The sequence below is a fragment of the Flavobacterium sp. P21 genome (assembly GCF_050632225.1).
GTDB lineage: Bacteria > Bacteroidota > Bacteroidia > Flavobacteriales > Flavobacteriaceae > Flavobacterium.
Map to the genome: position 1 here is coordinate 1,299,457 of NZ_CP192585.1, position 26,062 is coordinate 1,325,518.

14 protein-coding genes and 7 pseudogenes are annotated in these 26,062 nt (G+C 33.9%); 20 read left to right on the forward strand and 1 reads right to left on the reverse strand.

Annotation, left to right across the window (positions count from 1 at the left end; all coding sequences use genetic code 11):
* Positions 1-5: 5 nt before the first annotated feature.
* From sprA to ACQ9BO_RS06295, 13 genes and pseudogenes are all read left to right on the forward strand, one after another.
* Positions 6-7,225: pseudogene (sprA, locus tag ACQ9BO_RS06235) on the forward strand (cell surface protein SprA).
* Between the two features lie 85 nt (positions 7,226-7,310).
* Positions 7,311-7,691 (forward strand): glycine cleavage system protein GcvH, encoded by a 381-nt coding sequence (gene gcvH, locus ACQ9BO_RS06240; protein WP_431244022.1) that lies wholly within the window; start codon positions 7,311-7,313, stop codon positions 7,689-7,691.
* On the forward strand, positions 7,684-8,076 hold the full coding sequence (locus ACQ9BO_RS06245; protein ID WP_431244023.1) for a VanZ family protein: 393 nt from the start codon (positions 7,684-7,686) through the stop codon (positions 8,074-8,076). The genes gcvH and ACQ9BO_RS06245 overlap by 8 nt, the downstream gene beginning before the upstream one ends.
* Before the next feature lie 107 nt (positions 8,077-8,183).
* Positions 8,184-8,926, forward strand: a pseudogene (gene deoC / locus ACQ9BO_RS06250) (deoxyribose-phosphate aldolase).
* Positions 8,927-11,071 carry an energy transducer TonB gene (locus ACQ9BO_RS06255; RefSeq protein ID WP_431244024.1) on the forward strand — a complete coding sequence of 715 codons (2,145 nt, stop codon included), beginning with the start codon at positions 8,927-8,929 and terminating at the stop codon, positions 11,069-11,071.
* 158 nt (positions 11,072-11,229) lie between these two features.
* Positions 11,230-12,131 (forward strand): annotated as a pseudogene (gene cyoE / locus ACQ9BO_RS06260) (heme o synthase).
* A 2-nt stretch (positions 12,132-12,133) separates the two neighbouring features.
* Complete coding sequence (locus tag ACQ9BO_RS06265; protein WP_431244025.1) at positions 12,134-12,721, forward strand: cytochrome c oxidase subunit 3; 588 nt, start codon at positions 12,134-12,136, stop codon at positions 12,719-12,721.
* Positions 12,722-12,763: 42 nt separating this feature from the next.
* A pseudogene (locus ACQ9BO_RS06270) lies at positions 12,764-13,758 on the forward strand (cytochrome c oxidase subunit 3).
* Positions 13,759-13,777: 19 nt separating this feature from the next.
* Positions 13,778-14,134, forward strand: coding sequence for a cytochrome C oxidase subunit IV family protein (locus ACQ9BO_RS06275; protein WP_431244026.1), 357 nt, complete (start codon positions 13,778-13,780; stop codon positions 14,132-14,134).
* A gap of 114 nt (positions 14,135-14,248) precedes the next feature.
* Entirely contained in the window at positions 14,249-14,854 is a 606-nt protein-coding gene (locus tag ACQ9BO_RS06280; RefSeq protein ID WP_431244027.1) for a hypothetical protein, read from the forward strand.
* Between the two features lie 11 nt (positions 14,855-14,865).
* Positions 14,866-15,555 carry an SCO family protein gene (locus ACQ9BO_RS06285; protein WP_431244028.1) on the forward strand — a complete coding sequence of 230 codons (690 nt, stop codon included), beginning with the start codon at positions 14,866-14,868 and terminating at the stop codon, positions 15,553-15,555.
* 70 nt (positions 15,556-15,625) lie between these two features.
* The gene (locus ACQ9BO_RS06290; RefSeq protein WP_431244029.1) at positions 15,626-16,099 is read left to right on the forward strand and encodes a DUF420 domain-containing protein; all 474 of its coding nucleotides are present in this window, start codon (positions 15,626-15,628) and stop codon (positions 16,097-16,099) included.
* Positions 16,089-16,361, forward strand: a complete 273-nt coding sequence (locus ACQ9BO_RS06295) for a hypothetical protein (protein ID WP_431244030.1) — start codon at positions 16,089-16,091, stop codon at positions 16,359-16,361. Before ACQ9BO_RS06290 ends, ACQ9BO_RS06295 begins: the two co-directional genes overlap by 11 nt.
* 16 nt (positions 16,362-16,377) lie before the next feature.
* On the opposite strand, the gene ACQ9BO_RS06300 is transcribed toward ACQ9BO_RS06295, so the two are convergent.
* On the reverse strand, positions 16,378-17,742 hold the full coding sequence (locus tag ACQ9BO_RS06300; RefSeq protein WP_431245079.1) for a DUF4403 family protein: 1,365 nt from the start codon (positions 17,740-17,742) through the stop codon (positions 16,378-16,380).
* A gap of 220 nt (positions 17,743-17,962) precedes the next feature.
* Between ACQ9BO_RS06300 and ACQ9BO_RS06305 the strand changes: the two genes are divergently transcribed.
* From ACQ9BO_RS06305 to tsaB, 7 genes and pseudogenes are all read left to right on the forward strand, one after another.
* The gene (locus tag ACQ9BO_RS06305) at positions 17,963-18,664 is read left to right on the forward strand and encodes an ABC transporter ATP-binding protein (protein ID WP_431244031.1); all 702 of its coding nucleotides are present in this window, start codon (positions 17,963-17,965) and stop codon (positions 18,662-18,664) included.
* A pseudogene (locus ACQ9BO_RS06310) lies at positions 18,657-19,901 on the forward strand (ABC transporter permease). The gene ACQ9BO_RS06305 and the pseudogene ACQ9BO_RS06310 overlap by 8 nt, the downstream one beginning before the upstream one ends.
* A gap of 2 nt (positions 19,902-19,903) precedes the next feature.
* A pseudogene (locus ACQ9BO_RS06315) lies at positions 19,904-21,168 on the forward strand (ABC transporter permease).
* A 39-nt stretch (positions 21,169-21,207) separates the two neighbouring features.
* A pseudogene (locus ACQ9BO_RS06320) lies at positions 21,208-22,330 on the forward strand (efflux RND transporter periplasmic adaptor subunit).
* A 79-nt stretch (positions 22,331-22,409) separates the two neighbouring features.
* On the forward strand, positions 22,410-23,792 hold the full coding sequence (locus ACQ9BO_RS06325; protein ID WP_431244032.1) for a TolC family protein: 1,383 nt from the start codon (positions 22,410-22,412) through the stop codon (positions 23,790-23,792).
* A 6-nt stretch (positions 23,793-23,798) separates the two neighbouring features.
* The gene (locus tag ACQ9BO_RS06330) at positions 23,799-25,091 is read left to right on the forward strand and encodes an efflux RND transporter periplasmic adaptor subunit (protein WP_431244033.1); all 1,293 of its coding nucleotides are present in this window, start codon (positions 23,799-23,801) and stop codon (positions 25,089-25,091) included.
* A gap of 296 nt (positions 25,092-25,387) precedes the next feature.
* A complete protein-coding gene (gene tsaB, locus ACQ9BO_RS06335; protein ID WP_431244034.1) occupies positions 25,388-26,059 on the forward strand; it encodes a tRNA (adenosine(37)-N6)-threonylcarbamoyltransferase complex dimerization subunit type 1 TsaB in 672 nt (223 codons plus the stop codon).
* The last annotated feature ends 3 nt before the right edge of the window (positions 26,060-26,062 follow it).

Consider the following 26,062-nt stretch of genomic DNA (forward strand, 5'->3'; position numbering starts at 1 on the left):
ATTGTATGCGTAAAATTTGTATTTTTTTACTGGTTTTATTTTGCGGCAATGTTTTGCGAGCGCAAGTAAATCCGGCAGTTCAAGATACAACCAAAACTCAGTATTCTACAGGAAAAGTAGAGCTGAAGGATCCTCCAAGCATACTATCGGCATATAAATACGATCCAATTTCAGATCGTTATATTTATACCAATTCGGTTGACGGCTTTCCTGTCAACTATCCTATTATTTTAACACCCAAAGAGTACGAGGATTTAGTTTTGAAAGAATCTCGACGAGAGTATTTCAGAAAAAAGCTGATGCAATTGATGGGAAAAAAGCGGGTAGTGAAGCGACAAAAAAGAATTTATTACCAAGATATTACGTAAATTCAAACTTCTTTGAAAGTATTTTTGGAAGCAATACAATCGATGTAAAGCCCACAGGTTCTGTAGAGATGGATTTGGGTATACGATACACCAAGCAAGACAATCCTTCATTTTCACCTAGAAACAGATCCAGTCTTACGTTTGACTTTGATCAGCGTATCAGTATGAGTTTGATGGGAAAAGTGGGTACGCGTTTAGAAGTAAATGCTAATTATGACACCCAATCCACATTTGCTTTTCAAAACTTATTTAAACTTGCCTACACGCCTTCAGAAGATGATATCATTCAGAAAGTCGAAGTGGGTAATGTTAGCATGCCTTTAAACAGTACATTGATTCGTGGAGCACAAAGTTTATTTGGGGTGAAAACTCAATTGCAATTTGGCAAAACGACAATTACAGGTGTTTTCTCTGAACAAAAATCCCAAACGAAGAGTGTTGTAGCCGAAGGAGGTGGTACAGTTCAAAACTTTGATTTATATGCATTGGATTATGACAATGACAGACACTTTTTCTTGTCACAATATTTTAGAGATAAATATGATGAGTCATTAAAAACATATCCGGTAATAAATAGTCGTGTTCAAATTACTCGGATCGAAGTTTGGGTAACCAACAAACAAAACAGAGTAAGTACAACTAACAATAACCTTCGTAACATAGTCGCACTTCAAGATTTAGGTGAAGGCCGTTTAAGTGGTGTTCCAGATAATGAAGTTGTAGTGATCAGTTCAACAACAGGATTCTTTAATCCTTCAATACCTATCGATTCTCCTGCAGAAAATGAGAACAATGCTTATAATCCAGAAGCAATTGGACAGTCAGGCTCATTTTTAAATTCAAACATCAGAGAAATTGTTACGGCAAAATCAGGATTTAACAATACAAATGTTAGCGAAGGAACTGATTATTCGATATTAGAAAATGCTAGAAAATTAACCGCAAACGAATTTACTTTTAATCCACAGTTAGGATATATATCGTTGCAACAACGTTTGGCAAATGATGAAATTTTGGCTGTTGCTTATGAATATACTGAAGGAGGCAAGATTTATCAAGTAGGGGAATTTGGAAGTGATGGAGTTGATGCAACTGTTGTTACAGGAAACAATAATTCAAATCAGGCGATTATTACTCAGAGTTTGATTTTGAAAATGCTGAAGAGCAATTTGACAAATGTGCAAAATCCAGTTTGGAACTTGATGATGAAAAACGTTTATCAAATTCCGCAAGCTTATCAAATTAAGCAGGATGATTTTAGAATGAACATTCTATATACAGATCCTTCTCCTATAAACTATATTTCGCCAGTTGCAGGAACTTCTTTTCCATCTAATCCAACGCCAGACAATAAAGTAGATCAGACACCTTTATTGAATGTCTTTAATTTGGATAAATTGAACTACAATAACGATCCACAAACAGGTGGAGACGGTTTCTTTGACTACTTGCCAGGTATTACGGTTGATGTTCAAAACGGTAGAATTATTTTTACTACAAAAGAGCCTTTTGGGGAACTGTTGTTTAAAAAATTGCAAAATCAAGGTTCTGGTGAAACCTATAATGATCCGAGTACATATAATGCGAATCAGCAGAAATATGTATTTAGAAACATGTATCGCAATACGCAATCTGGTGCTTTACAGGATAGTGACAAGAATAAATTCTTATTACGAGGAAAATACAAATCTTCAGGAAGCAACGGAATCCCGATTGGAGCTTTCAATGTGCCTCAAGGATCTGTTGTGGTAATGGCGGCGGGAAGAAGATTGGTTGAAGGAATTGATTACAGCGTCGATTATCAATTAGGACGTGTTCAAATTTTAGATCCTTCACTTCAAGCTTCAAATACACCAATCGAAGTTTCGTTAGAGAATAACTCAATTTTTGGCCAACAAACTAGAAGGTTTATAGGTTTCAATGTTGAGCATAAAATTTCAGATAAATTTGTTGTTGGAGGTTCTTATTTAAAAATGTCTGAAAAGCCATTTACGCAAAAATCAAGCTACGGTCAAGAATCTGTGAACAATACAATTTTCGGATTCAATGGAAATTATGCTACTGAGGTTCCATTTTTTACAAGATTAGTAAATAAACTTCCAAATATTGATACCGATGTTCCATCAAATCTTTCGATTCGTGGTGAAGTTGCTTTTCTAAAGCCTGATGCGCCAAAAGCAAGCGATTTTGAAGGTGAAGCAACTATTTATGTTGATGATTTTGAAGGTTCGCAAACTACTATTGATATGAGGTCTGCTTATGCATGGAGTTTGGCTTCGACACCTTTTGTGGGTTCAATAAACGATAATACTTTTAATGCTAATTCGAATACATTAGATTACGGTTTCAAACGTGCAAAATTGGCGTGGTACACTATTGATCCCGTTTTTTATTCGTCAAAACCAAGCGGAATTTCAAACGATGATTTATCTTTAAATACAACCCGAAGAATTTATAGTAAAGAGCTATATCCGAATACAGATATTGCACAAGGTCAGATTCAAGTAATTAATACGCTTGATTTAACCTATTTTCCATCAGATAGAGGACCTTATAATAATGACCCAAATTTCGGAACGAATAATCCGTCTTCTAATTTCGGGGGAATTATGCGTGCGTTAAACTCGACCAATTTTGAGCAAGGAAATGTTGAATATATTCAATTTTGGGTATTAGATCCTTATGTAGGAAATGGACAAGCACCAGCAAATAATACTGGGAAAATTTATTTCAACTTAGGTGAAATTTCAGAAGATGTTTTAAAAGATGGCAGAAAACAATACGAAAATGGTTTAGGTCCTGATCAAGTAATGGTAAATCCACAACCGATTTGGGGAGATGTGCCGGCTTCGCAGTCTTTGATCTATGCATTTGATACTAATCCAGATAATCGTAGAAATCAAGATGTTGGTCTTGACGGTTTGCCGGATGCTAAAGAAGGCTCAATTTATACTAATTACTCAAACGAAGAAGATCCCGCCGCAGATAACTATAAATATTATTTAAATGTTGAAGGAGGAGTTCTCGATCGTTACAAAAGATACAATGGTACAGAAAATAATTCAGCTGTAAGCATTGATGATCCAAATCGTGGTTCTACAACATTGCCAGATGTGGAGGATATTAATCGTGATAATACCATGAGCACTATTAATGCTTATTATGAATACAGTGTTGAACTTAAGCCAGGAATGCAAGTTGGATCAAATTATATTACAGATATACGTGAAGTAAGTAATGTCGAATTGCCAAATGGTGGAACTACAACTGCAAGATGGATTCAGTTTAAGATCCCAGTAGCATCTCCTCAAAATACAATTGGAAACATATCTGATTTTAGATCGATTCGTTTCATGCGTATGTTTATGACTGGTTTTAATGATCAAATGACAGTTCGTTTTGGAGCTTTGGATTTAGTGCGAGGTGAATGGAGAAAATATACTGGAACACTTGATGCAAACGATCCAAATCCAGATGATGATGGCGTTCAGTTTGATGTTGCGGCAGTTAACATTCAGGAGAACGGTACAAAATGTCCAGTAAATTATGTTATACCTCCAGGAGTTCAAAGAGAGCAATTGTATAACAATAATACCATAATCAACCAAAATGAACAAGCTTTAGCAGTGCGAATTGGAGGTGGCGGATTGCAGTATTTGGATTCAAGAGCAGTTTTCAAAAATGTAAGTGTTGATATGCGTCAATACAAAAAGTTAAAAATGTTCCTGCATGCAGAATCATTGCCAAATGAAGCGAATTTATTAGACGACGAAATGGTTGGTTTTATTCGTTTTGGTAATGATTTCACACAAAACTACTATCAAGTCGAAATTCCCTTAAAAGTGACACCAACAGGAGGTTCTTGTACTATAAGTCCTGATTTGGTTTGGATGGAAGAAAATAACATTGATTTGGCGCTTGAATTATTAACTCGTATGAAAATCAAGGCTATGCCTTTGGATGTTAACTCTCCAAAAAGAGATATCAATGGGGTATATTATCCTGATGATGACCCGGATTTAGCTTCAAGTGGAGGTGATGGTGACAGTAAATTAAGATTAGGTATTAAGGGAAATCCGAATTTTGGTTTGGTTAGAAATTTGATGGTCGGAGTTAAGAGTAGGGCTGATCATAAAGATATAAAAGGAGAAGTTTGGTTCAATGAACTTCGAATGTCAGATTTGGACAATAAAGGCGGAATGGGCGCATTGCTGAATGTGGATACCAATATGGCTGATTTTGCAACAGTTTCTGCAACGGGAAGAAAAAGCACGATTGGTTTTGGATCTTTAGAGCAAGGTGCAAACGAAAGAGACAGAGAAGATATTCAGCAATATAATATTGTAACGAATTTGAATTTAGGAAAATTAATGCCTCATAAATGGGGAATTAATTTGCCATTTAACTATGCTATTGGTGAAGAAGTTATTACGCCAGAATATGATCCATTCAATCAGGATATCAAATTAGATCAGTTGATTAAAGAAACTACTGATCCGGCAGAGAAAGACAATATTAGAACTCGTGCAGTAGATTATACAAAACGTAAGAGTATCAACTTTATTGGTGTTAGAAAAGACAGAGCTCCAGAGCAAAAACCTCATGTTTATGATGTAGAAAATTTCACGTTCTCACAATCATATAATGAAGTAGCGCGTCATGATTATGAAGTAGAAGATTATCGTGACCAACAATCCAATTCAGCTGTGAATTATGCCTATAATTTTCAGCCAAAAGAAGTTGTGCCATTCAAGCAGACCAAATTCATGAAAAAAGTGATTATTGGAAAATGCTGAGCGATTTCAATTTTAATTATTTGCCTTCAAATATCACATTCAATACAAATATTTTAAGACAAAGCAACCGTCAGCAATACAGGCTTGTTGAAGTTGAAGGAATTGGTCTTGACCCGCTTTATAGAAGAAATTTTGCTTTTAATTACCAATATGGCTTTGGTTTCAATTTAACCAAATCGTTAAAGTTAACTTATACAGCGAGCATCAAATAATATTGTGAAAAATTATTTGAATGAAGATAAAACGCCAAAAGAAGATTTTAATATCTGGGATGATTATTTTGATTTAGGAACTCCAAATCAACATATGCAACAATTAGTGCTGAATTATGAAATTCCGCTTAATAAAATTCCAGTTTTGAGTTTCGTAAAAGCGAATTATGAATACAAAGCAGATTATAGTTGGCAACGTTCTTCTACGGCAATGGCTGAATTTGTTGATGATAATGGAGTTCAGTACAATTTAGGAAATACGATTCAGAATGCAAATTCAAATACATTGTCTTCAACTTTAAATATGAATTTGTTGTATAAATATCTTGGACTTACACCTGGTGCAAAAAAGCTTCACAACCTAAACCTGCTGGTCCGCCAAAACCAGGGGAAAAAGTGGTAAGTACTCCAACAAAAACAGTGGCGACTAATAATAGTCCGTTTTATGATGGTTTGATTGGTGTTTTAACAAGTCTAAAAACCGTTCAGGTTAATTATACTAAAAATAGCGGAACCGTATTGCCGGGTTATACACCTAGTATTGGTTTCTTCGGTACATCAAAACCTTCATTAGGATTTATTTTTGGAAGCCAAGATGATGTTCGTTATGAATCTGCAAAAAATGGTTGGTTGACTAATTACGAGAATTTCAACCAAAATTTCACACAGGTTACAAATAAGCTTTTGAAGGTAACGGCAAATATTGATTTATTGCCTGATTTAAAAATTGATTTGGCTATGGATCGTGCTTATTCGCAAAATTCATCAGAACAATATAGTGTGATAAATGGAGAATATACGCCTTTGTCGCCATATACGTATGGAATGTTTTCGATTTCAACTGTGTTGATTAAAACATCTTTTGCTACAAGCAATGAAACACAATCTGCGGCATTTGACGAGTTTAGAAATAATCGTTTGGTTATTGCCAATCGTTTGGCTGAAGAGCACTATGGTGCAGGAAATGAAATACCAAGGTATGGAGATGCAAACAACCCAATTCCGGCGGTTGGTGATCCAAATTATGCTATTTATACTGCGAATGTTGGGTATCCAATTGGTTACACAAAAAGTAACCAGGCTGTTTTATTGCCATCATTTTTGGCGGCTTATTCAGGAGGAAATGCATCGAGCAGTTCTACAGATATATTTAGAAGTTTCCCGATTCCAAACTGGAGTATAAAATACAATGGTTTGATGCGTTATAAGTATTTCAAAGATAAATTTAGACGTTTCTCATTGCGAGCATAACTACCGTGCATCTTATACAATAAATCAGTTTAGATCTAACTTTGATTATCATGAAAACCCAAATGGTCAAGATGTTAATACGAATTTCTACAACGGCACGATAATGTCAAATGTCAATTTGGTAGAGCAATTCAGCCCGCTGATTCGTGTTGATTTTGAGCTGAAAAATTCATTCCGTTTGTTGACAGAAGTAAAAAGAGATCGTGCATTATCAATGAGTTTTGATAATAATTTATTGACTGAAGTGCGAGGAGTTGAATACGTGGTAGGTATGGGATATCGTTTTAAAGATGTTATCTTTTCATCTCGATTGGCCGATAACCCAACAGGAATTATAAAAAGTGACATTAATATAAAAGCCGATTTTTCATATCGAAATAATCAAACATTAGTGCGTTATTTAGATTATGACAATAACCAATTGGCGGCGGGTCAAAATATTTGGGCATTAAAATTAACAGCAGATTATGCTTTCAGCAAAAATTTGACAGCGATATTTTATTATGACCATTCATTTTCAAAAGCAGTTATTTCGACTTCTTTCCCGCTTACAAATATTAGGTCAGGATTTACGCTCAGATATAATTTCGGAAATTAAATTTAGGATTCTGAACTAAATTTTATTAGAAGATTATTACATTTGTGACTTATTTATTAAATTATCAATTTTCAAACATACTATTATGAGCATACCAGCAAATTTAAAGTACACAAAAGATCACGAATGGGTTAGCATCGATGGAGATGTTGCGACTGTAGGAATTACTCATTTTGCACAAAAAGAGTTAGGGGATATCGTGTATGTTGAGGTAGAAACTTTAGATCAGACACTTTCAAAAGATGAGGTTTTTGGAACTGTTGAGGCTGTAAAAACGGTTTCAGATTTATTTTTGCCTTTAACAGGTGAAATTATTGCATTCAATGATGATTTAGAAAGCGCTCCAGAAACGGTAAATTCTGATCCTTATGGAGCAGGATGGATGATCAAAATTAAAATTGCTGATGCATCTGAAATAGATACATTATTATCTGACGCGACTTACAAACAACTTATCGGTGCCTAAACAACTTCTTTTAATTTGGGCAATTATTTGTTCAGGCATCATTACTTATTTTTGTTTGACAAATTCAGGTAATATTCCAGCAATAGATTTTCCAAGTATAGACAAGATTGTTCATTTTTGTTTTCATTTTGGATTTACGATTTCGTGGATTTTGTTTTTCAAAAAAGAACTTAAAGGGCAACATTCAAATGATTATAAAGCCTATCTGATTTCGTTTATATTTTCAGTTTTCTTTGGAATTACAATTGAAATTTTGCAGGGAGTTTTGACAACTACGAGAACTCCAGATGTAACAGATGTTTTAGCAAATACAATTGGTGCGACTGCCGGAGTATTTTCTGCTATAGGTTTTAGGAAGCAGATCGATAAAATAATAGGAATATAATTACCCACTTCGGTGGGTTTTTTATTATCCTAAAATGAAGCCTAATAATAGTGCTGTTTTTTGAATTTAAAATGTATTTTTGTGCCGATCTGATGAAATAGAAAATCATGAACATTAAGCAATACCTTGATTCAACGTATCTTAAAACTGCTTCGCAAGCTGGGCTTTCAGAAGCAGAAAATAATGCTGTCGTTGAAAAAGTAATTGAAGAAGCAATTGCGGAAGGATTTAAATTGATTATGATTCGACCAGAACAGGTCAGCTTAGCTAAAAAAATGATTTTGAAAGCTCATTCAGCTTTACTTGTTGGTACTGTAATTGATTTTCCAGAAGGCAAATCAGATTTAGAAACCAAAATTAAAGAGGCAAATGAAGCTATTGAAAACGGGGCAGATGATTTGGATTTTGTCTGCAATTATGAAGCTTTCAAAAATGGTGACATTGCCTTAGTTAAAAATGAAATTTTATTAGGTACTCAAATTGGCTTAGCTCACAATAAAACTGTAAAGTGGATTATTGAAACAGTCGCCTTGACAGATAAAGAAATTATTCAGCTGTCAGCTTTGATAAAAAATGTTGTGATATCTAATTTTAAAGAAGAGAATTACGAATCAGTATTTGTAAAATCATCCACTGGTTTTTATAAAACAGAAAATGGTTTGCCAAATGGAGCTACGGTTCCCGTAATTATTATAATGTTAGAAAATGCATCGCCATTGCCAGTTAAAGTATGGGCGGTGTGAGATCATATGATGATGCAATAGAAATGATTCGTTTAGGAGTTAAACGAATTGGAACTTCAGCGACAAAGGCAATTGCTAACGGAGAGAATACCCCAAATCAATATTAAATGAAAACCAAAACCTACTTAATAAACAAAAGCGCCCTTACTTTTGTTTTAATGATGACTTCTTTGTTTGTTTTTGCACAAGAAAATAATGCTACTTCGGTAAAATCTGGATTTACAAGTGAACAGTTTCCTGTTTTTCAGAATTGCGAAAATTTAATGGATAAAAAATTAGAAGATTGTTTTTACAAAGAAGTTCAGGATTTTGTTTTTCAGAATTTTGAAGTACCTGAAAATTTAAAGCAGGCAAATTACAAAGGAGAGGTAAAAGTGCTTTTTGAAGTTGATGCGACGGGAGCTTTTAAAGTGATTTATGTAAATACTGCAAATGAGGAGTTGTCTGAAGCCGCAAAACGTGTTTTTGCAAAGTTTCCAACAATCAAGCCGTCAACTTACAACGGAAAGCCTACATATTCAAAGTACACCATTACGATTAATATTCCTTTAAAAAGTTCTGAACAGTTAGCGGCGGAAGCTTTGGCGGCATCGCAAATTTTAAAGCCAGCTGAAAAGCCTATGACGGAATTGGATAGTATTGTGTACAAAAAATACAATAATCCAGAGTTTGATAGTTATTTAAATATTCCTTTTTCTCATAGTTATTACGCACAATTTGATGGTGCTATGAATCAGGTAGGAAGTAATAGCCATACTGCTTCAAAGCCGTACACTTATACCGAGGTTTCGAAATATTATAATTTAAGAGCTGTAAACGAGTCGCTTCAAAAGAAGGCTACAACTTGGCTGGGAAGAAAATGGTGGAATGAAAATTTAGTGCAAATTCAAGGAGAAGATTATTGGCTGGCTTTAAACCCTATTGTTGATTTGCAGTTAGGAAAAGCTTCAGATCTTGATGCTTCTTATACGTATGTAAATACACGTGCTCTAAATTTTAGAGGAGGTCTTGGCAAAAAATTAAACTTCACAACGACAATTTTTGAAAGTCAAGGTCGTTTTGCAGGATATTTTAACGATTATGCTGAATCATTAAAGCCATCTGGAGGAAATCCGGCGATTATTCCAGGAGTTGGTATTGCAAAGCGTTTTAAAACAGATGCGTATGATTTTCCTTTGGCTGAAGCCGATATTACATATGCTCCATATAAGTTTTTTGATCTTCAGTTGGGTTATGGAAGGAATTTTATTGGTGATGGATATCGTTCATTGCTAGAAGGTGATGGAGCGAGCCCATATCCGTATTTTAAAATTAATACGACTTTCTGGAAAATCAAATACACAAATACATACATGTGGCTCAAAGATGTCCGTCCAGAGGTTACGGTTGATAAAACATACGCAACAAAATTTATGGCAAACCATTATTTAAGTTGGAATGTTTCAAATAGATTGAATTTAGGTTTCTTTGAATCGGTGGTTTGGACAGATACAAATAATAGAGGATTTGATGTCAATTTTGTAAACCCAATTATTTTTTACAGAACTGTTGAGTTTACTTCTTCTTCAAGAAGTGGAAACGCGATGTTGGGGATTACAGGGAAATACAAATGGAATAACAGTATAAATTTATATTCGCAATTTTTGATTGATGAATTTTCAGTTTCTGATGTGAAGGCTGGAGATCAAAGCTGGAAAAACAAATTTGGTTTTCAAATTGGAGGGAAATATTTCAACGCATTTGATGTAAAAGATCTTTTATTGCAGGTAGAATACAATCATGTTCGTCCTTATGTGTACTCGCATAGTGCAGTAATTACAAATTACGGTCACAATAATCAAAGTATTGGACATCAATGGGGCGGAAATTTCAATGAGCTTGTAGTAATTGGAAGATATCATAAAGGTCGTCTTTTTGGTGATGCTAAGTTTAATATTGGAAAACGCGGACTTGATTTTAATACTGCACAGGATAGTTACAATTATGGAGGTGATATTTATAAAAGCTATGATGTAAAACGCCCATATGATAAAGGAGTTAAAGTTGGCCAAGGAAATAAAACAGATGTTTTTATTGCAGATATCCAAGGAGGTTATTTGATTAACCCAATGACAAATCTAAAATTATTCGGAAGCTTTATTTATAGAAACTTCGATCCGACTCAAGATACACCAACAACTTTTAAACAAAGTACGACTTGGTTTACTATAGGATTGCGTTCAGATATTTTCAATTGGTATTTTGATTACTAGGATTTTTATAGGATTTTTCGAAATAATTGTGTTAAAGATTTGCAAGTCCTTATTTTGTAAAGGTTTTATTGAAAAAAATCTAAATTTATTGGTTTAGATTCTACAATCTAATTTGTACATTTGCAAGCACTCAAAAAAAATATACAAACAATAAAGGTTTGAACGCTACAAAAAATACAATTTCACTAAAATCAATATTTCTGGATTTCAAAGAGATTACTAAGGCTGGTTTGGCTATTAGTGTTTTGTTCTCTTCAATTGCTGGATATTTATTAGGTGTAAATGATGAACACCCATTTAAATGGAGTGTTTTGCTTGTTTTGTCAATTGGCGGTTACTGTATGGTTGGTGCGTCAAATGCATTCAATCAAGTAATTGAAAAAGATATCGATGCTTTAATGGATCGAACCAAAAACCGTCCAGTTCCTTCTGGACGTATGTCTCCTAAAATGGCTTTGTTTGTGGCAAGTCTGCTGACGATTATCGGAATCAGTTTGCTTTACACAATCAATGCTAAGTCAGCAATGTTTGTCGCGATTTCAATATTTTTATACACAAGTATCTATACACCATTAAAAACAGTTACTTCGTTATCTGTTTTTGTGGGTGCTTTTCCTGGTGCAATACCATTTATGTTAGGATGGGTTGCGGCTACAGGCGAGTTTGGAATTGAAGCAGGAACCTTGTTTTTGATTCAGTTTTTCTGGCAATTTCCCCATTTTTGGGCAATTGGCTGGTTTTTGTATGAAGATTATGAAAAAGCGGGAATCTTTATGTTGCCAACAGGAAAAAAGATAAAGGAACGGCTTTGCAGGTTATTTTATATACGATTTGGCTTATTATAGCGTCATTACTTCCAGTTTTGGGCTATACAGGACAATTGTTTATTTCTCCAATTGCGACAATTTTGGTGTTTTTGTTGGGATTATGGATGTTGTTTTATGCAGTGAAATTGTATCAATTGAGAACTGCAAAAGCGACGAGAACGTTGATGCTGGTGAGTGTATCGTACATTTCACTATTGCAAATCGTGTTTATAGTAGATAAATTTTTAAGATAGTTATGGAAATGACAATTAAAGCAAATGAGGAACAATTAAGAAAATCAAAATCGGCAAAACTGATTTTGTTATTCGCCATGGTGAGTATGACCATGATGTTTGCAGGACTTACAAGTGCATTTGTGGTAAGTAAATCAAGAGCCGACTGGTTGAAGGATTTTGAACTTCCATCAGCATTTTATTATAGTACAGCGGTAATTATCGGTCGCAGTATTACTTTTTATTTAGCAAAAAGGGCAATTCAGAAAGACAAAAGAAGCGAAGTTACAGCTTTGCTTTTGGGAACTTTGGTTTTAGGAGTTTTGTTTGTAGTGTTGCAATTTCAAGGATTTGGACAAATCGTTGAAAAAGGATATTATTTTACAGGGCAAGGTAGCTCAATTACTACAACTTTTCTTTATGTAGTGACTGTAACGCACCTATTGCACTTGGCTGGCGGATTAATTTCACTTTTAATTATAATTTATAATCATTTTAAACAAAAATACAATTCGACTCAAACTCTTGGTATAGAACTAGGTGCGATGTATTGGCACTTTTTGGATTTATTGTGGGTATATTTATTTTTATTTTTATATTTCTTTAAATAAGAAAAAAACGTAAATTTGGGAACTTTTTAACGAATATCTTTTATGGAAGCGACAGTTACTACTGCAAATAACAACGAAAAAACTTGGGGAGGCGGAGATGATATCCAACCATTAGGAGCAAGTTATGGTAAAATGATGATGTGGTTTTTCATCGTATCAGATGCCTTAACATTCTCTGGATTCCTTGTCGCTTATGGTTTTTCTAGATTTAAATTTATTGAAACTTGGCCTTTGGCTGATGAAGTGTTTACTCACTTCCCATTTTTACATGGCGTTGAGGCTCCTATGTATTATGTAGCCTTAATGACTTTTATCTTGATTTTCTCATCTGTAACCATGGTTTTGGCTGTTGATGCTGGTCATCAATTAAAAAAGACAAAGGTTGCAATCTATATGTTCTTGACTATTATTGGAGGTTTAATTTTCGTTGGTTCTCAAGCTTGGGAGTGGAAAAACTTCATTAAAGGTGAATATGGCGCAGTGGAAACGGCAGGTGGAAGTTTATTGCAGTTTGTTGACAAAGATGGTAAAAGAGTAGCTCTTGAAGCATTTGCTGTAAAATTACCAGAACAAAGAGAAGCTTTGACAAGAAGTCATGGAACTTGGTTTGTTGAAGATGCTGAAACGCAACCAACTTATACTGTTGCTGAAGTTCAAGCTGGTTTTAAAGCACACCCTGAATTATTGATCAGAACAGAGCAGATTATTGAAACAAACGGGAAAAAAGCAAACATGTTTTAACTAGAGCAGAATCTGAAACTCGTTTAGCGACTGCAAAATATGTAGTTGAAGGAGCGAACTTAACTAGAAATGAATACGGAAGTAAATTATTTGCTGATTTCTTCTTCTTCATCACTGGATTCCACGGATTCCACGTATTTTCTGGAGTTATCATTAATATCATTATCTTCTTTAATGTATTATTAGGAACTTACGAGAAAAGAAGAAGCTACGAAATGGTAGAGAAAGTTGGATTATACTGGCACTTTGTAGATTTAGTTTGGGTATTCGTATTTACAGTTTTCTACTTAGTTTAATTTTTTAAGATTTATTATTATGGCACACGGTCACGAATACGTATCAAATACAAAAAGAATCTGGTTTGTTTTTGCATTACTATCAGTAGTAACTACAGTAGAGGTTATTCTTGGTATCTACAAACCTGCAGTTTTAGAAGGTAATCATTTTGTAGGTTTGAATTTACTGAACTGGATTTTCTATATCCTTACAATTTTCAAAGCATATTATATTGTATGGGCATTTATGCACATGGAAGGTGAAAAAAGCAGTCTTAGATGGTCTGTTGTATCGCCTGTTATTTTCCTAGTTTTATATTTATTGTTTATTCTTTTGACAGAAGGACATTATATTTATGGGGTTTTTAAAGATTCTACTATTAAATGGAATTTTTAACATGATATTAATTCGAAAAGAAGCTCCGATTTGCGGAGCTTTTTTTATTTTTGTACCTCAATATTTTCCTGCATAAACAATGAAAAAAATATAGTTCTCTTTGTACTTTTTGTTTTGCCAATTGTAGCCTATTTATTTTTTGCTTCTGGTGTAAATAGTTTCACAACACTTCCTGTAATAACACCTAAAGTGGCTGATTTTGGAAATTGGAATTCATTAAACGGAAAAAAGATTTCTCTTAATAAAAAAATTACGGTACTTGGTTTTGGAGGTACAAATATTTTAGAGAACCGAGGAAATTACTTTAATCTAAATGAAAAAATCTACAAACGTTATAACGGTTTTGAAGATCTTCAGTTTGTGATTTTATGCCCGCTTGGAACAGAAAAAGAAGCTCAAAAAATAGTTGATGCTTTGTCTCCTTTTACAGATGTTAAAAATTGGAATTTTGTATTTGCTTCAAAGGAAGAAATTCAAAAGTTTTATGATGGACTTCATTTGAAAGGAAAATTAAATGAGAATCTTGGAACTCCAAATGTTTTTATTGTCGATAAAGAAAGGAATCTAAGAGGCAGAAAAGACAAAGATGAATATAAGGAAGGCTACGATACTTTTCATCCATCAGAGTTGAGCAATGAAATGCTAGATGATTTCAAAATCATTTTATACGAATACCGCGCGACTCTTAAAAAGAATCACAATGCCACTAAACAACTTTAATTTTTACCTACATGTTTAAAAATAAATCATACATCGGAATTTCGTTTATCGTTCTCATTTTTGGAATTTATGCAGTGCCAAAAATTGTTGACAGAATTAAAAACGGAGAAGTTGTAAAAGGAAACCGCTTGGATAATGTTGGTTTGAAAGACTCAAAAGACGCAACTAAATTGCTGACGATTGGACCAGCTCCTAAATTTGAACTAACGAATCAAGATGGTGCAAAAGTTTCAAATGAAACGTATAAAGGAAAAGTTTATGTTTTGGAGTTTTTCTTCACAACTTGTCCTTCAATTTGTCCAAAGATGAATTTAAGCATGTTGGAAATCGAAAAGACTTTCTTTGGAAATCCAAACTTTGGAATCGTCTCAATTACTATAGATCCCAATCATGATACGCCAAAGGTCTTAAAAGATCATGCGAAATTAATAGGAGTAAAATCTTCAAATTGGAATTTCCTTACAGGTGATAAAGCCACAATTATGGATTTGTCTAACAAAGGATTCAATTTGTATGCTGGAGAAAATGATAAAGTGAGCGGCGGTTTTGAGCATTCAGGTTTGTTTGCCTTGATTGACAAAGACGGTAAAATCCGATGCAGAAAAGATGAATTTGGAAATCCTATTTTGTATTATGATGGATTAGATAAAAAAGGAGTTAGAGAAATTCAAGAAGATATTAAAGTATTATTAGCAGAATAAAAATGGAAGATAATTCGATAGAAAAAAATACAATAAATTTATTATTGCGGTTTCAGTTGTAATACCGGTTGTGGTAGCGATTTTATTTGGTGTAAAACTAAAAGATTTTGGTTACAATGTTGAACCATTGTCAATGTTGCCGCCAATTTATGCAACTATAAATGGTTTAACAGCAATTGTACTGGTTTGGGCCGTAATGGCAATTAAAAATGGAAAACGTATTTTGCATGAACGTTTAATGACTTTTGCGATTGCTTTGTCTGTTGCTTTTTTAGTGATGTATGTTGCATATCATATGACGGCAGATTCTACTAAATATGGTGGTGAAGGTATTTTGCGCTATGTTTATTTCTTTATTTTAATAACGCATATTTTATTGTCGATAGCAATTATTCCACTTGTCTTATTTACTTATGTTAGGGCATTAGCACAACGTTTTGACAGACATAAAAAATTAGCTAAAATAACTTTTCCGCTTTGGCTGTATGTTGCGGTTACAGGAGTTGTAGTTTACTTAATGATTTCCCCTTATTATGCGCATTAAAAATAAAATATCAAATTTTAAAATATTGAATTCTAAACTTCAAAAGTTGTTTTTTGGAATTTGTATTTTCCTTATTGGAATTTCTGCAAATGCGCAATGTGCTATGTGTCGTGCGGCGTTGGCGGGAGATTCAAATACAAAAAAGGCTGAAGCTGTAAATGACGGAATAGTATATTTAATGGTTATTCCGTATTTACTTGTAGGTATAATTGGTTTTCTGATTTACAGAATGTACCAGTCTAAAAAGAAAAAAGCAGTCTAAATTTAGACTGCTTTTTTTATTTTAATCCATTAACGGAGACATTAACCGTTCCGTTTATTTTTATGAAGGCGATAATCGCCTGATTTGTCAATTGAATTTTGTCAAACTGAATGTCTTCCATTTTACCGTTAACAAAAACACCTGGCATTGGCGAATAGTTTTTAAGATACGCGACCATGCTTTTTTTGCCTTCCTCCAAATTTGGCTGGATTGAATAACGGCAACTTGCTTCCATCTTTCTTAAAATATAGCCTTGTCCAAGCCAGCTTGCAGTTCTCATTAATTTGCTTTTGGTATCCAAAACATAATCGAGTTTATCAAAATAAATTTCTTTTGTTTGCGGATTGTATTGCGGAAATCCATTAAGGTATAATGTTCCGTTTATTGAGCCTAAAACATCCAACGCGATAACCATCTTCCCATCTTTATGCCAAATGGAAACATTTTTCACAGTCACTTTTTTGCTTCCAGATCCAAATTCCTGATCGGCAAAATTTTTCGTCATGATTTTGGAAGCATCTGCATAAGTTGAGATTGCCGCAATATTGGCACTAACCTGATTTGGGATTTTAGCAACAGGTTTCAAAACAATTTTATTCGCATTGAATTTAGATTCTGGTTGTTTCCCTACAATGGTTTCCATGTTGCATTTCATTCCCATGTCTAATAAAAAAGAATCATTTTTCAGTTTTGCATTTGTCGAATAAACTTCAATTGGAGCAATTCGTAACCAGCTTTCATACGTATCGCTCATTTGAAATGGCGTACATATTTTTTCTAACGCAGTCAAAACATTTGGTTTGAAATCCATTGATTTTTCAATTGATTCATCGATTTTCTTTTCGATTTTTGATTTGAAAATTGAAATTGCTGGATTTATCAAATATGTAATTGGCATACTTTTCCCAAAGACCATCATAGTTGGACTTTCATTCCAATCTAATGATTTGAATTCGGTTTTAGTGTTTAATTTCCAATTCGTCAAAGCAACATCGCTCGATAATGTGATAACTCCATTTAAATTAAATTCACGAGTATCATAAAGTTCAACTCCTAGTTTTTTTGTTCCAATTCGATATTTTACAGTTGCTTTTAAAGGCAAAATAGTTTTGATTTTTTTGTCTGGATTTGAAGGATCGTTCTGGATTTTTATTGGAGCCTGTTTCCATACTTTCATTTCAATGTCGTCATCTTCGATATTGTTGTCCTCATAAATTAATCCATTTAAAAGAGCATTTGTCTGATTTTCGATATCAGCCAATTTTACGTTTATCGGCAAATTTATGAATGACGGATTTGCGTCATAAACCAACGGACTAGCGTCATCGGGTTCTGGTTTTAAAGTTTCTAATTTTTGAGATGTGGAACAGCCAGCAAGGATTGCAGCAGACTATAAATAAAGCGAAAATTGAAGTAAGCTTCATTGGTACAATTTTTTTGAGTGACACAAAATTAAGAAAACAATTAAATAATTGTAAAAAAGTGTAACAATTGCGAAAGACTGCCGTCTTATTTAAATATTAAAATGAAATTATTAACGTTTTGTTATCATAATTTACTTATAAAAAATATTATTATTGTTTTAAAAAATTAACAATACCATGATCGAAATCAAAGATTTGCATAAATCCTATAAAATGGGAAGTTCAGAACTGCATGTGTTAAAAGGGATAAATTTTAATATTGAAGAAGGTGAGCTTGTAGCTATCATGGGATCTTCAGGATCTGGTAAATCGACCCTCCTAAATATTTTGGGAATTTTAGATGAGGCTGATTCTGGAAGTTATATTTTAGATAAAACTCCAATTAAAAAACTGAATGAAACTATAGCTTCTAAATATCGTAATAAATTTTTAGGTTTTGTGTTTCAGTCTTTTAATTTGATCAATTATAAAAGTGCACTTGATAATGTGGCAATGCCATTATATTATCAAGGAATAAAAAGAAAAGAGCGTTATGACATTGCTATGAAATATTTGGAAAAAGTGGGTTTGGGTTCTCATTCACACCACTTGCCAAATGAGCTTTCAGGAGGTCAAAAACAACGTGTTGCAATCGCTAGAGCGTTAGCTTCAAATCCAAAAGTTTTGCTTGCGGATGAGCCAACTGGAGCTTTGGATACTAAAACTTCTTATGAAGTAATGGAACTTATTCAAGGAATTAACGATGAAGGTAAAACTATTTTGATCGTTACGCACGAACCCGATATTGCCGCTATGTGCAAAAGAAATGTGGTCCTGAAAGATGGATTAATTATCGATGATAAAAAAGTAGAACAAGTTAGAGCTTCATCTTATGTTTAATATTGAGCGTTGGCAAGAAATATTTGAAGCAATCTCCAAAAACCGGTTAAGAACTTTTCTTACCGGGGTTTCTGTAGCATCGGGAATTTTTATTTTGGTGATTTTGCTTGGAGCGGGAAAAGGGCTTCAGAATGGAATTGAAAAGCAGTTTGAGCGCGATGCTTGCCGGACTTATCGAGGTTTGGTCTGGAACGACAACAAAAGAATACAAAGGGTTAAATCCGGGAAGACAAATTCAGCTTAGAAATAGTGATTATAATCAGTCTGTTCAAAAATTTGAGGATAAATTAGATTTGCGTTCTGCTTCATATAATTTTTGGGGTGGTACGATTAGTTATGGTAAAGAATCTGCAAGTTATCAATTCAGAGGAGTAGATCCTGATCATGGTTCAGTAGAAAATCTTACAGTTGTTCAAGGACGATTTATAAATAGTAACGATTTGGCTAACAATGAAAAAGTAGCAGTGATTGGGATGAAAGTCAAAACAGATTTGTTTAAAGATAAAGATGCTTTAGGTAAGGAAATCGCAATCAACAATGTCAATTTTAAAGTGGTGGGTATTTTTACAGATCCTGGAGGAGAAAGAGAAGAATCCAGAGCGTATTTACCTAGAACTACTGTGCAAAGAGCTTTTGGTGGAGGTGATAAAATTAGTTATATGTCTTTTAACTTGAAGAAAACTAATGATTATGATGAAGCATTGGCACAATCTGAAAAATTTACTCAGGATGTAAAAGATTTGTTGAAAAGCAAAAACATGGTTGCTCCTGATGATGATAGTGGAATTGGTGCATACAATTCAGTAAAAGATGCAAAACAGTTTTATGATTTGAATTTATACATCAGATTGTTCTTTTGGTGGGTTGGTATTTGTACTATTATTGCCGGAGTTGTTGGAGTTAGCAACATTATGTTGATCATAGTTAAAGAAAGAACTAAAGAAATTGGAATTCGAAAAGCATTAGGTGCATCTCCATTTTCTATTATTACAATGATACTTCATGAATCTATTTTTATTACCACAATTGCTGGTTTTGTTGGATTGTTGATGAGTTTAATGTTATTAGAATTTGTTGGGCCAATGGTACAAAGCGAATATTTTAGAAATCCAGAAGTCGATTTCAGTGTGGCATTGACAACACTTGTATTACTTGTATTCGCGGGCGCAATGGCTGGTTTTTTCCGGCATACAGAGCGGCCAAAATTAAACCTATTGTAGCACTTAGAGACGAATAATTATGTTTAAGAAAGATAATTGGGACGAAATTTTACAGGCATTGACCGCAAATCCTTTCAGGACGATCTTGACGGCTTTTGGTGTTTTTTGGGGAATTTTCATTTTGGTGATTCTGCTAGGCGCAGGAAATGGGCTGGAAAATGGAATAAAAAAGGTTTTGACGGAATTGCGACAAATACAATGTTCATGTGGAGTCAGACAACGTCAAAAGCATATAAAGGATTGCCAAAAACACGCCGTTATGATTTTAGAAATAGCGACGTTGCGGCATTAAAAGCCGCTTTGCCAGATTTATTATATGTTTCACCAAGAAATCAGTTAGGTGATTTTAACGGGACCAATAATGTGGTGCGTGGTACAAAAACATCGGCATTTACCATTTATGGAGATTATCCGGAACTGATTAAGCAACAGCCGATGGATATCATAAAAGGAAGATTTGTAAATCAACAAGATATTGAAGGAAAAAGAAAAGTGTGCGTGATTGGTCAAGGTGTTATCAGCGAACTTTATGGAAAAGAAGAAGAGTGCATTGGAACCTATATTAAAATTAACAGCATAAATTTTATGGTTGTTGGGGTTTATAAATCTAAACAACAAGGAGGAAATGCAGAACAGGAACAAAAGAATATATTTATTCCATTTACAACTTTCCAACAAGCTTTTAATTATGGGGATAAAGTAGGTTGGATGGCACTTACAGCAAAAGATGAAACATCGATTACCGATTTAAAACCGAAAATTCTTGAAATTATCAAAGCTTTGCATTCTATAAATCCTGCAGATGACCGAGCAGTTGGGAATTTCGATTTGTACGAGCAGTTTAATAAAGTGCAGAGTTTGTTTAATATCTTGAAAATCATTGCTTATTTTGTTGGAACTCTGGTTCTGATTTCTGGAGTAATCGGAATTTCGAATATTATGCTTATTGTAGTTAAAGAACGTACAAAAGAAATTGGAATTAGAAGAGCTTTGGGAGCAACTCCGGCGACAATTCGTGGACAAATTTTATCGGAGTCTATCTTTTTAACTATTATTTCAGGAATGCTTGGAATTGCCGTCGCCACAGGAATCATCGCTCTTTTAAATATGGCTTTAGATTCCATGCCACCAGGCGACAATACGATGTTTGCGAGTCCGAGCGTAGATTTGGGAGTTGTATTTGTTGCCTTATTAATATTAGTGGGTTCAGGTTTGCTGGCCGGATTTATTCCAGCTCAAACTGCAATTAATGTGAAGCCAGTTGACGCTTTACGAACAGAATAAATTATCAATCAAAATATAATCGATTAAACCAAAAACAAAATGAAAAAAGGAGTAACCGTAACCATTTTAATCTTTATTGCAATAATTTTCTTTGGTGCACTTTATTATTTGTATGCTAAAAATCAAGAGTCACCAATCGTTTATCAAACAGAAAAGGCAGAGATTAAAACGATAGTAAAAAATACCATCGCAACTGGTAATATTCAGCCTGATGAAGAGGTCTTAATCAAACCAAATATCTCAGGAATTATTGAAGAAGTGTATATCAAAGCTGGAGAGAAAATTAAGGCTGGAGATATGATTGCTAAAATTAGAGTTGTTGCCAATGTTTCAAACGTAAGCAGTACGCAAAATCAAGTGCAGACAGCAAAAATTGCATTGGACAATCAAGAGAAAATCTATCAAAGACAAAAAACATTGTTTGATAAGGATGTAATTTCTGCAAATGATTTTGACGCGTACTCAAGTGGCTTATAAACAAGCTAAACAAAATTATTTGGCCGCAAAACAAAGTTTGGATATCGTAAAAACAGGAACAACAACATCTTTAGGAAGTTATGCAAATACATTGATTCGTTCAACAGTAAACGGAATGGTATTGCAGGTTCCTGTAAAAGTTGGAAACCAAGTTATTGAAAGTAATAATTTTAACGAGGGAACTACAATTGCTAGTGTGGCTGATGTGGGAAGAATGATTTTCATTGGAAAAATTGACGAATCAGAAGTAGGTAAAATCAAAGAAAAAATGCCGATTGAAATTACAGTTGGAGCTATTGAAAACAAAAAATTCGACGCGACTTTGACAGACATCGCGCCAAAAGGAGTTACAGAAAATGGCGCTATTCAGTTTGAAATAAAAGCTAGATTAGAAAATAAAGGAGATACTTTTATCAGAGCTGGTTTAAGTGCTAATGCATCGATTATTTTGGAAAAAGCAGACAAAGTTTTAGCAATTAAAGAATCGCTTGTGCAGTTTGACAAGAAAACTCAAAAACCTTATGTAGAAGTTGAAATGGCACCGCAAAAATTTCAGAGAAGAGATTTAGTTTTAGGTGTTAGTGACGGAATTTATGTTCAAGTTAAAAGTGGCGTTGCGGCTTCTGATAAAATCAAAATCTGGAATCAAGGCTTGATTAACGAAGGAGATAAGGATAAAAAATAATTTGATTATTTAAAGGAGTTTTTGGGTTTTTAAAATGTTAAATTTGCGTGGCTCGTTTGCTGTGCTTCATTCAAAATATATGAAAATAAATAAAATAAATAGTCTTGTTTTTGCCATGCTTTTCGGATTTGGATTGTCAGGTCAGGCGCAGACAAAACAATGGACATTAGAGGAATGTGTACGATATGCATTGGATAATAATATCACGATTAAAAATTCGGAATTAGATGTTCAAAATGCTGAAATAAATAAAAAAGATGCGTTTGGCAGATATCTTCCATCAGTAAACGGAAATGCATCGCATTCATGGAATATTGGTTTGAACCAGGATGTGACTACAGGAGTTTTGCGTAATCAGACAACGCAGTACTCATCTGTAGGTTTAAATGCTGGAGTTGATATTTACAAAGGGCTACAAAACCAAAATACATACAGACGAACAAAACTTGCTATTATTGCATCTCAATATCAATTATTGAAAATGCAGGAAGATGTTTCGTTGAACGTTGCGAATGCTTTTCTTCAGATTTTGGGCTATAAAGAAGATTTGAAAATAAAAACAGAACAGCTTTCTATTGATGAAAAACGTCTAAAACGTTCAGAAGAAATGGTGAGCGCGGGAACAATTCCACGTGGCGATTTATTTGATCTGAAAGCAACTATTGCAACTGATAAGCAAAATATTGCAGTTTCAGAAAACAATTTGTTGATTTCTAAATTGAGTCTTGCTCAGCTTTTACAGCTTAAAGAATTTGCTGATTTTGATGTTGTTGATGATACAAATGCAAAAGATGAAAATAATATCATGGCACAAAGTCCAATTGATATTTATAATAAGGCAAAAGAAACAAGAACTGAATTAAAACTGGCACAAACCAATCTTGAAATTGCCGAAAAGAATGTAGCAATTGCTAAAGGTGCTTTTCAGCCTACTCTTACTGGTTTTTATGGTTTTAATACGAGAGCAAGTTATAGTGATCAAGTAAAATTAGATGATCAAAATCAGCCTTATACGACAGGTCCAGATCCGATATTCCAACAATTTAGCGACAATAAAGGACATAATTTTGGTTTGCAATTGAATGTTCCAATTTTCAATGGATTCTCGGTTAGAAATAATGTTGAACGAAATAAAGTAAGTTTAGAGAAATCTAAAATAGATTTAGAGCAAAAAAGTTTAGATTTGCAACGTAACGTTTACACTGCTTTTACAAATGCAAAAGGAGCCTTAAATACTTATGAAGCCGCAACAGTAACTTTAGAAGCAAGACAACAGGCTTACAATTATGCTAAAGAAAAGTATGATGTTGGTTTGATGAATTCATTTGATTTTACTCAGGCGCAAACGTTGTTGACAAATGCGCAATCTGAAGTTATTAGAACGAAATACGATTATATATTTAAAATAAAAATTCTTGAATTCTATTTTGGAATTCCAATTGTTCCAATTCCTGCAAAATAATTTACTATGTCAAAAAAAACAATTTATTTCTTAGTCGGGGGCGCAATTATAGTTATTGCCGCTTTAATAGGTCTGTCAAAAGCAGGAATTATTGGAAATAAGGATGAAGGCAAAGAAGTAGAAATATCAAAAGTTGTGGCATCAACCATTGTTGAAACCGTTTCGGCAACTGGAAAAATTCAGCCTGAAATCGAAGTTAAAATAGCTTCAATGGTTTCAGGCGAAATTATTGCGCTAAACGTAAAAGAAGGTCAAGTAGTTAAAAAAGGAGATTTATTGGTTAAGATAAATCCTGATTTGTATACTTCGGGTCTAGAGCGTTCGGTTGCAAATTTGGCTGGAACCAAAGCAGGTTTGACACAATCTGATGCCAACTTTAGAGAGGCAAAAGCAAATTACGAGCGAAATAAGACCTTGTATGACAAAGGCGTAATTTCAAAATCAGATTGGGATAAAGCTATTTCGACTTATGAAGTCGCAAAAGCAACAAAGCAAAGTTCTTATTACAATGTTCAAAGTGCTACGGCATCTGTTACTGAAGCCAGAGATAACTTAGGGCGTACAACAATTTATTCTCCTGCAGATGGTACTATTTCAGTATTGAATGTTGAATTAGGAGAGCGTGTTTTAGGAACGCAACAAATGGCTGGAACAGAGCTTTTGCGTGTTGCGAATTTGAACAATATGGAAGTGGAAGTGGATGTCAACGAAAATGATATTGTAAAAATCAAGATTGGAGATGAAGCAAATGTTGAAGTTGATGCTTATTTGAAAAAGAAATTCCGCGGTATTGTAACCAGCATTTCTAACTCTGCAAGTACAGCTTTGACTTCAGATCAGGTTACTAACTTTAAGGTTAAAGTTCGCATTCTTAAAGATTCTTATAAAGATTTATTAGAAGGAAAACCAGAAGCTTATTCGCCTTTCAGACCAGGAATGACGGCTACAGTTGACATCATAACAACAACAAAAACAAATGTTTTGGCAGTGCCAATCAGTTCTGTTGTAGTTAAAGCAGATACAACTGCAGTAAAAGAATTTAAAGTTGACGATCCAAACGAAGATAAAAAAGCGACGCCAAAAGTTGATAAAAAATACGAATGTGTTTTTGTAAAAGTGGGTGATAAAGCTAAAATTAGAATCATTAAAACTGGAATCCAAGATGATACTAATATTGAAGTAATGTCTGGACTAAAACCTGGAGATGTTGTAATTACAGGTCCTTATACAACGGTTTCTAAAGATTTGAATTCTGGTGATAAAGTAAAGCTTAAAAAAGCAGAAACTCCTAAGAAATAACTTGCTATGATTATTGCATTACATGGCGGGTTTTCAATGGAAATGATTTATGGATTTGGCGCCGCATTAATAACGATTGCCTTATTTCTGATTTATATTCATTATCGCATATATAAATCAGAATATTATAATGAAGAATACGTTTATTTTTCATCATGGAAAAAGCTGTTCTTGTATATCGGTTTTTTGATTGTCAGTTTATTCATTGCAGTTGGGCTGTTCTGGATATTGTCATTCCTTTTTATCGGTATAGCGACCATATTTTGCAAATAATTTTAACTTAAAAAATAAATATTTTGTCTTTTATTCTCAATATCGAAACAGCAACTAAAAATTGTTCAGTATCAATTGCAAAAAATGGAGAAACCATTGTATGCAGGGAAATTGCTGAAGAAGGATATTCGCATGCCGAAAAACTTCATGTTTTTATTGAAGAAGTAATTGCCGAATCAAAAATCTCGGTTCAGGATTTAGTGGCAATCGCTGTAAGTCAAGGACCGGGTTCTTATACTGGATTACGAATTGGAGTTTCGGCGGCAAAAGGATTGTGTTACGCTTTAAACATTCCGTTGATCGCTGTTGATACGCTAGAAACTTTGGCTTCAAGGGTTTCTATTTCAGAAGGAAAAATAATTCCGATGTTGGATGCCCGAAGAATGGAAGTTTACAACGAAGTTTTTAGTGCCGATTTAAAAACGGAAAGAGCAATTCAAGCCGAAGTAATTACAGAAGATTCTTTTGCAGAATATAAAGAGGTACTATATTTTGTTGGTGATTGTGCCGAAAAATGCAAACCAGTTTTGACAAAAGAAAACTTTGTCTTTTTAGAAGAAATCAAATATCCTTCTGCGCGTGAAATGAGTAAAATCAGTTTTGATAAATATCAAAAAAGCGACACTGTAGATGTCGCTTATTTTGAACCGTATTATCTAAAAGATTTTATGATGACGTTGTCATCAAAAAAATAACAA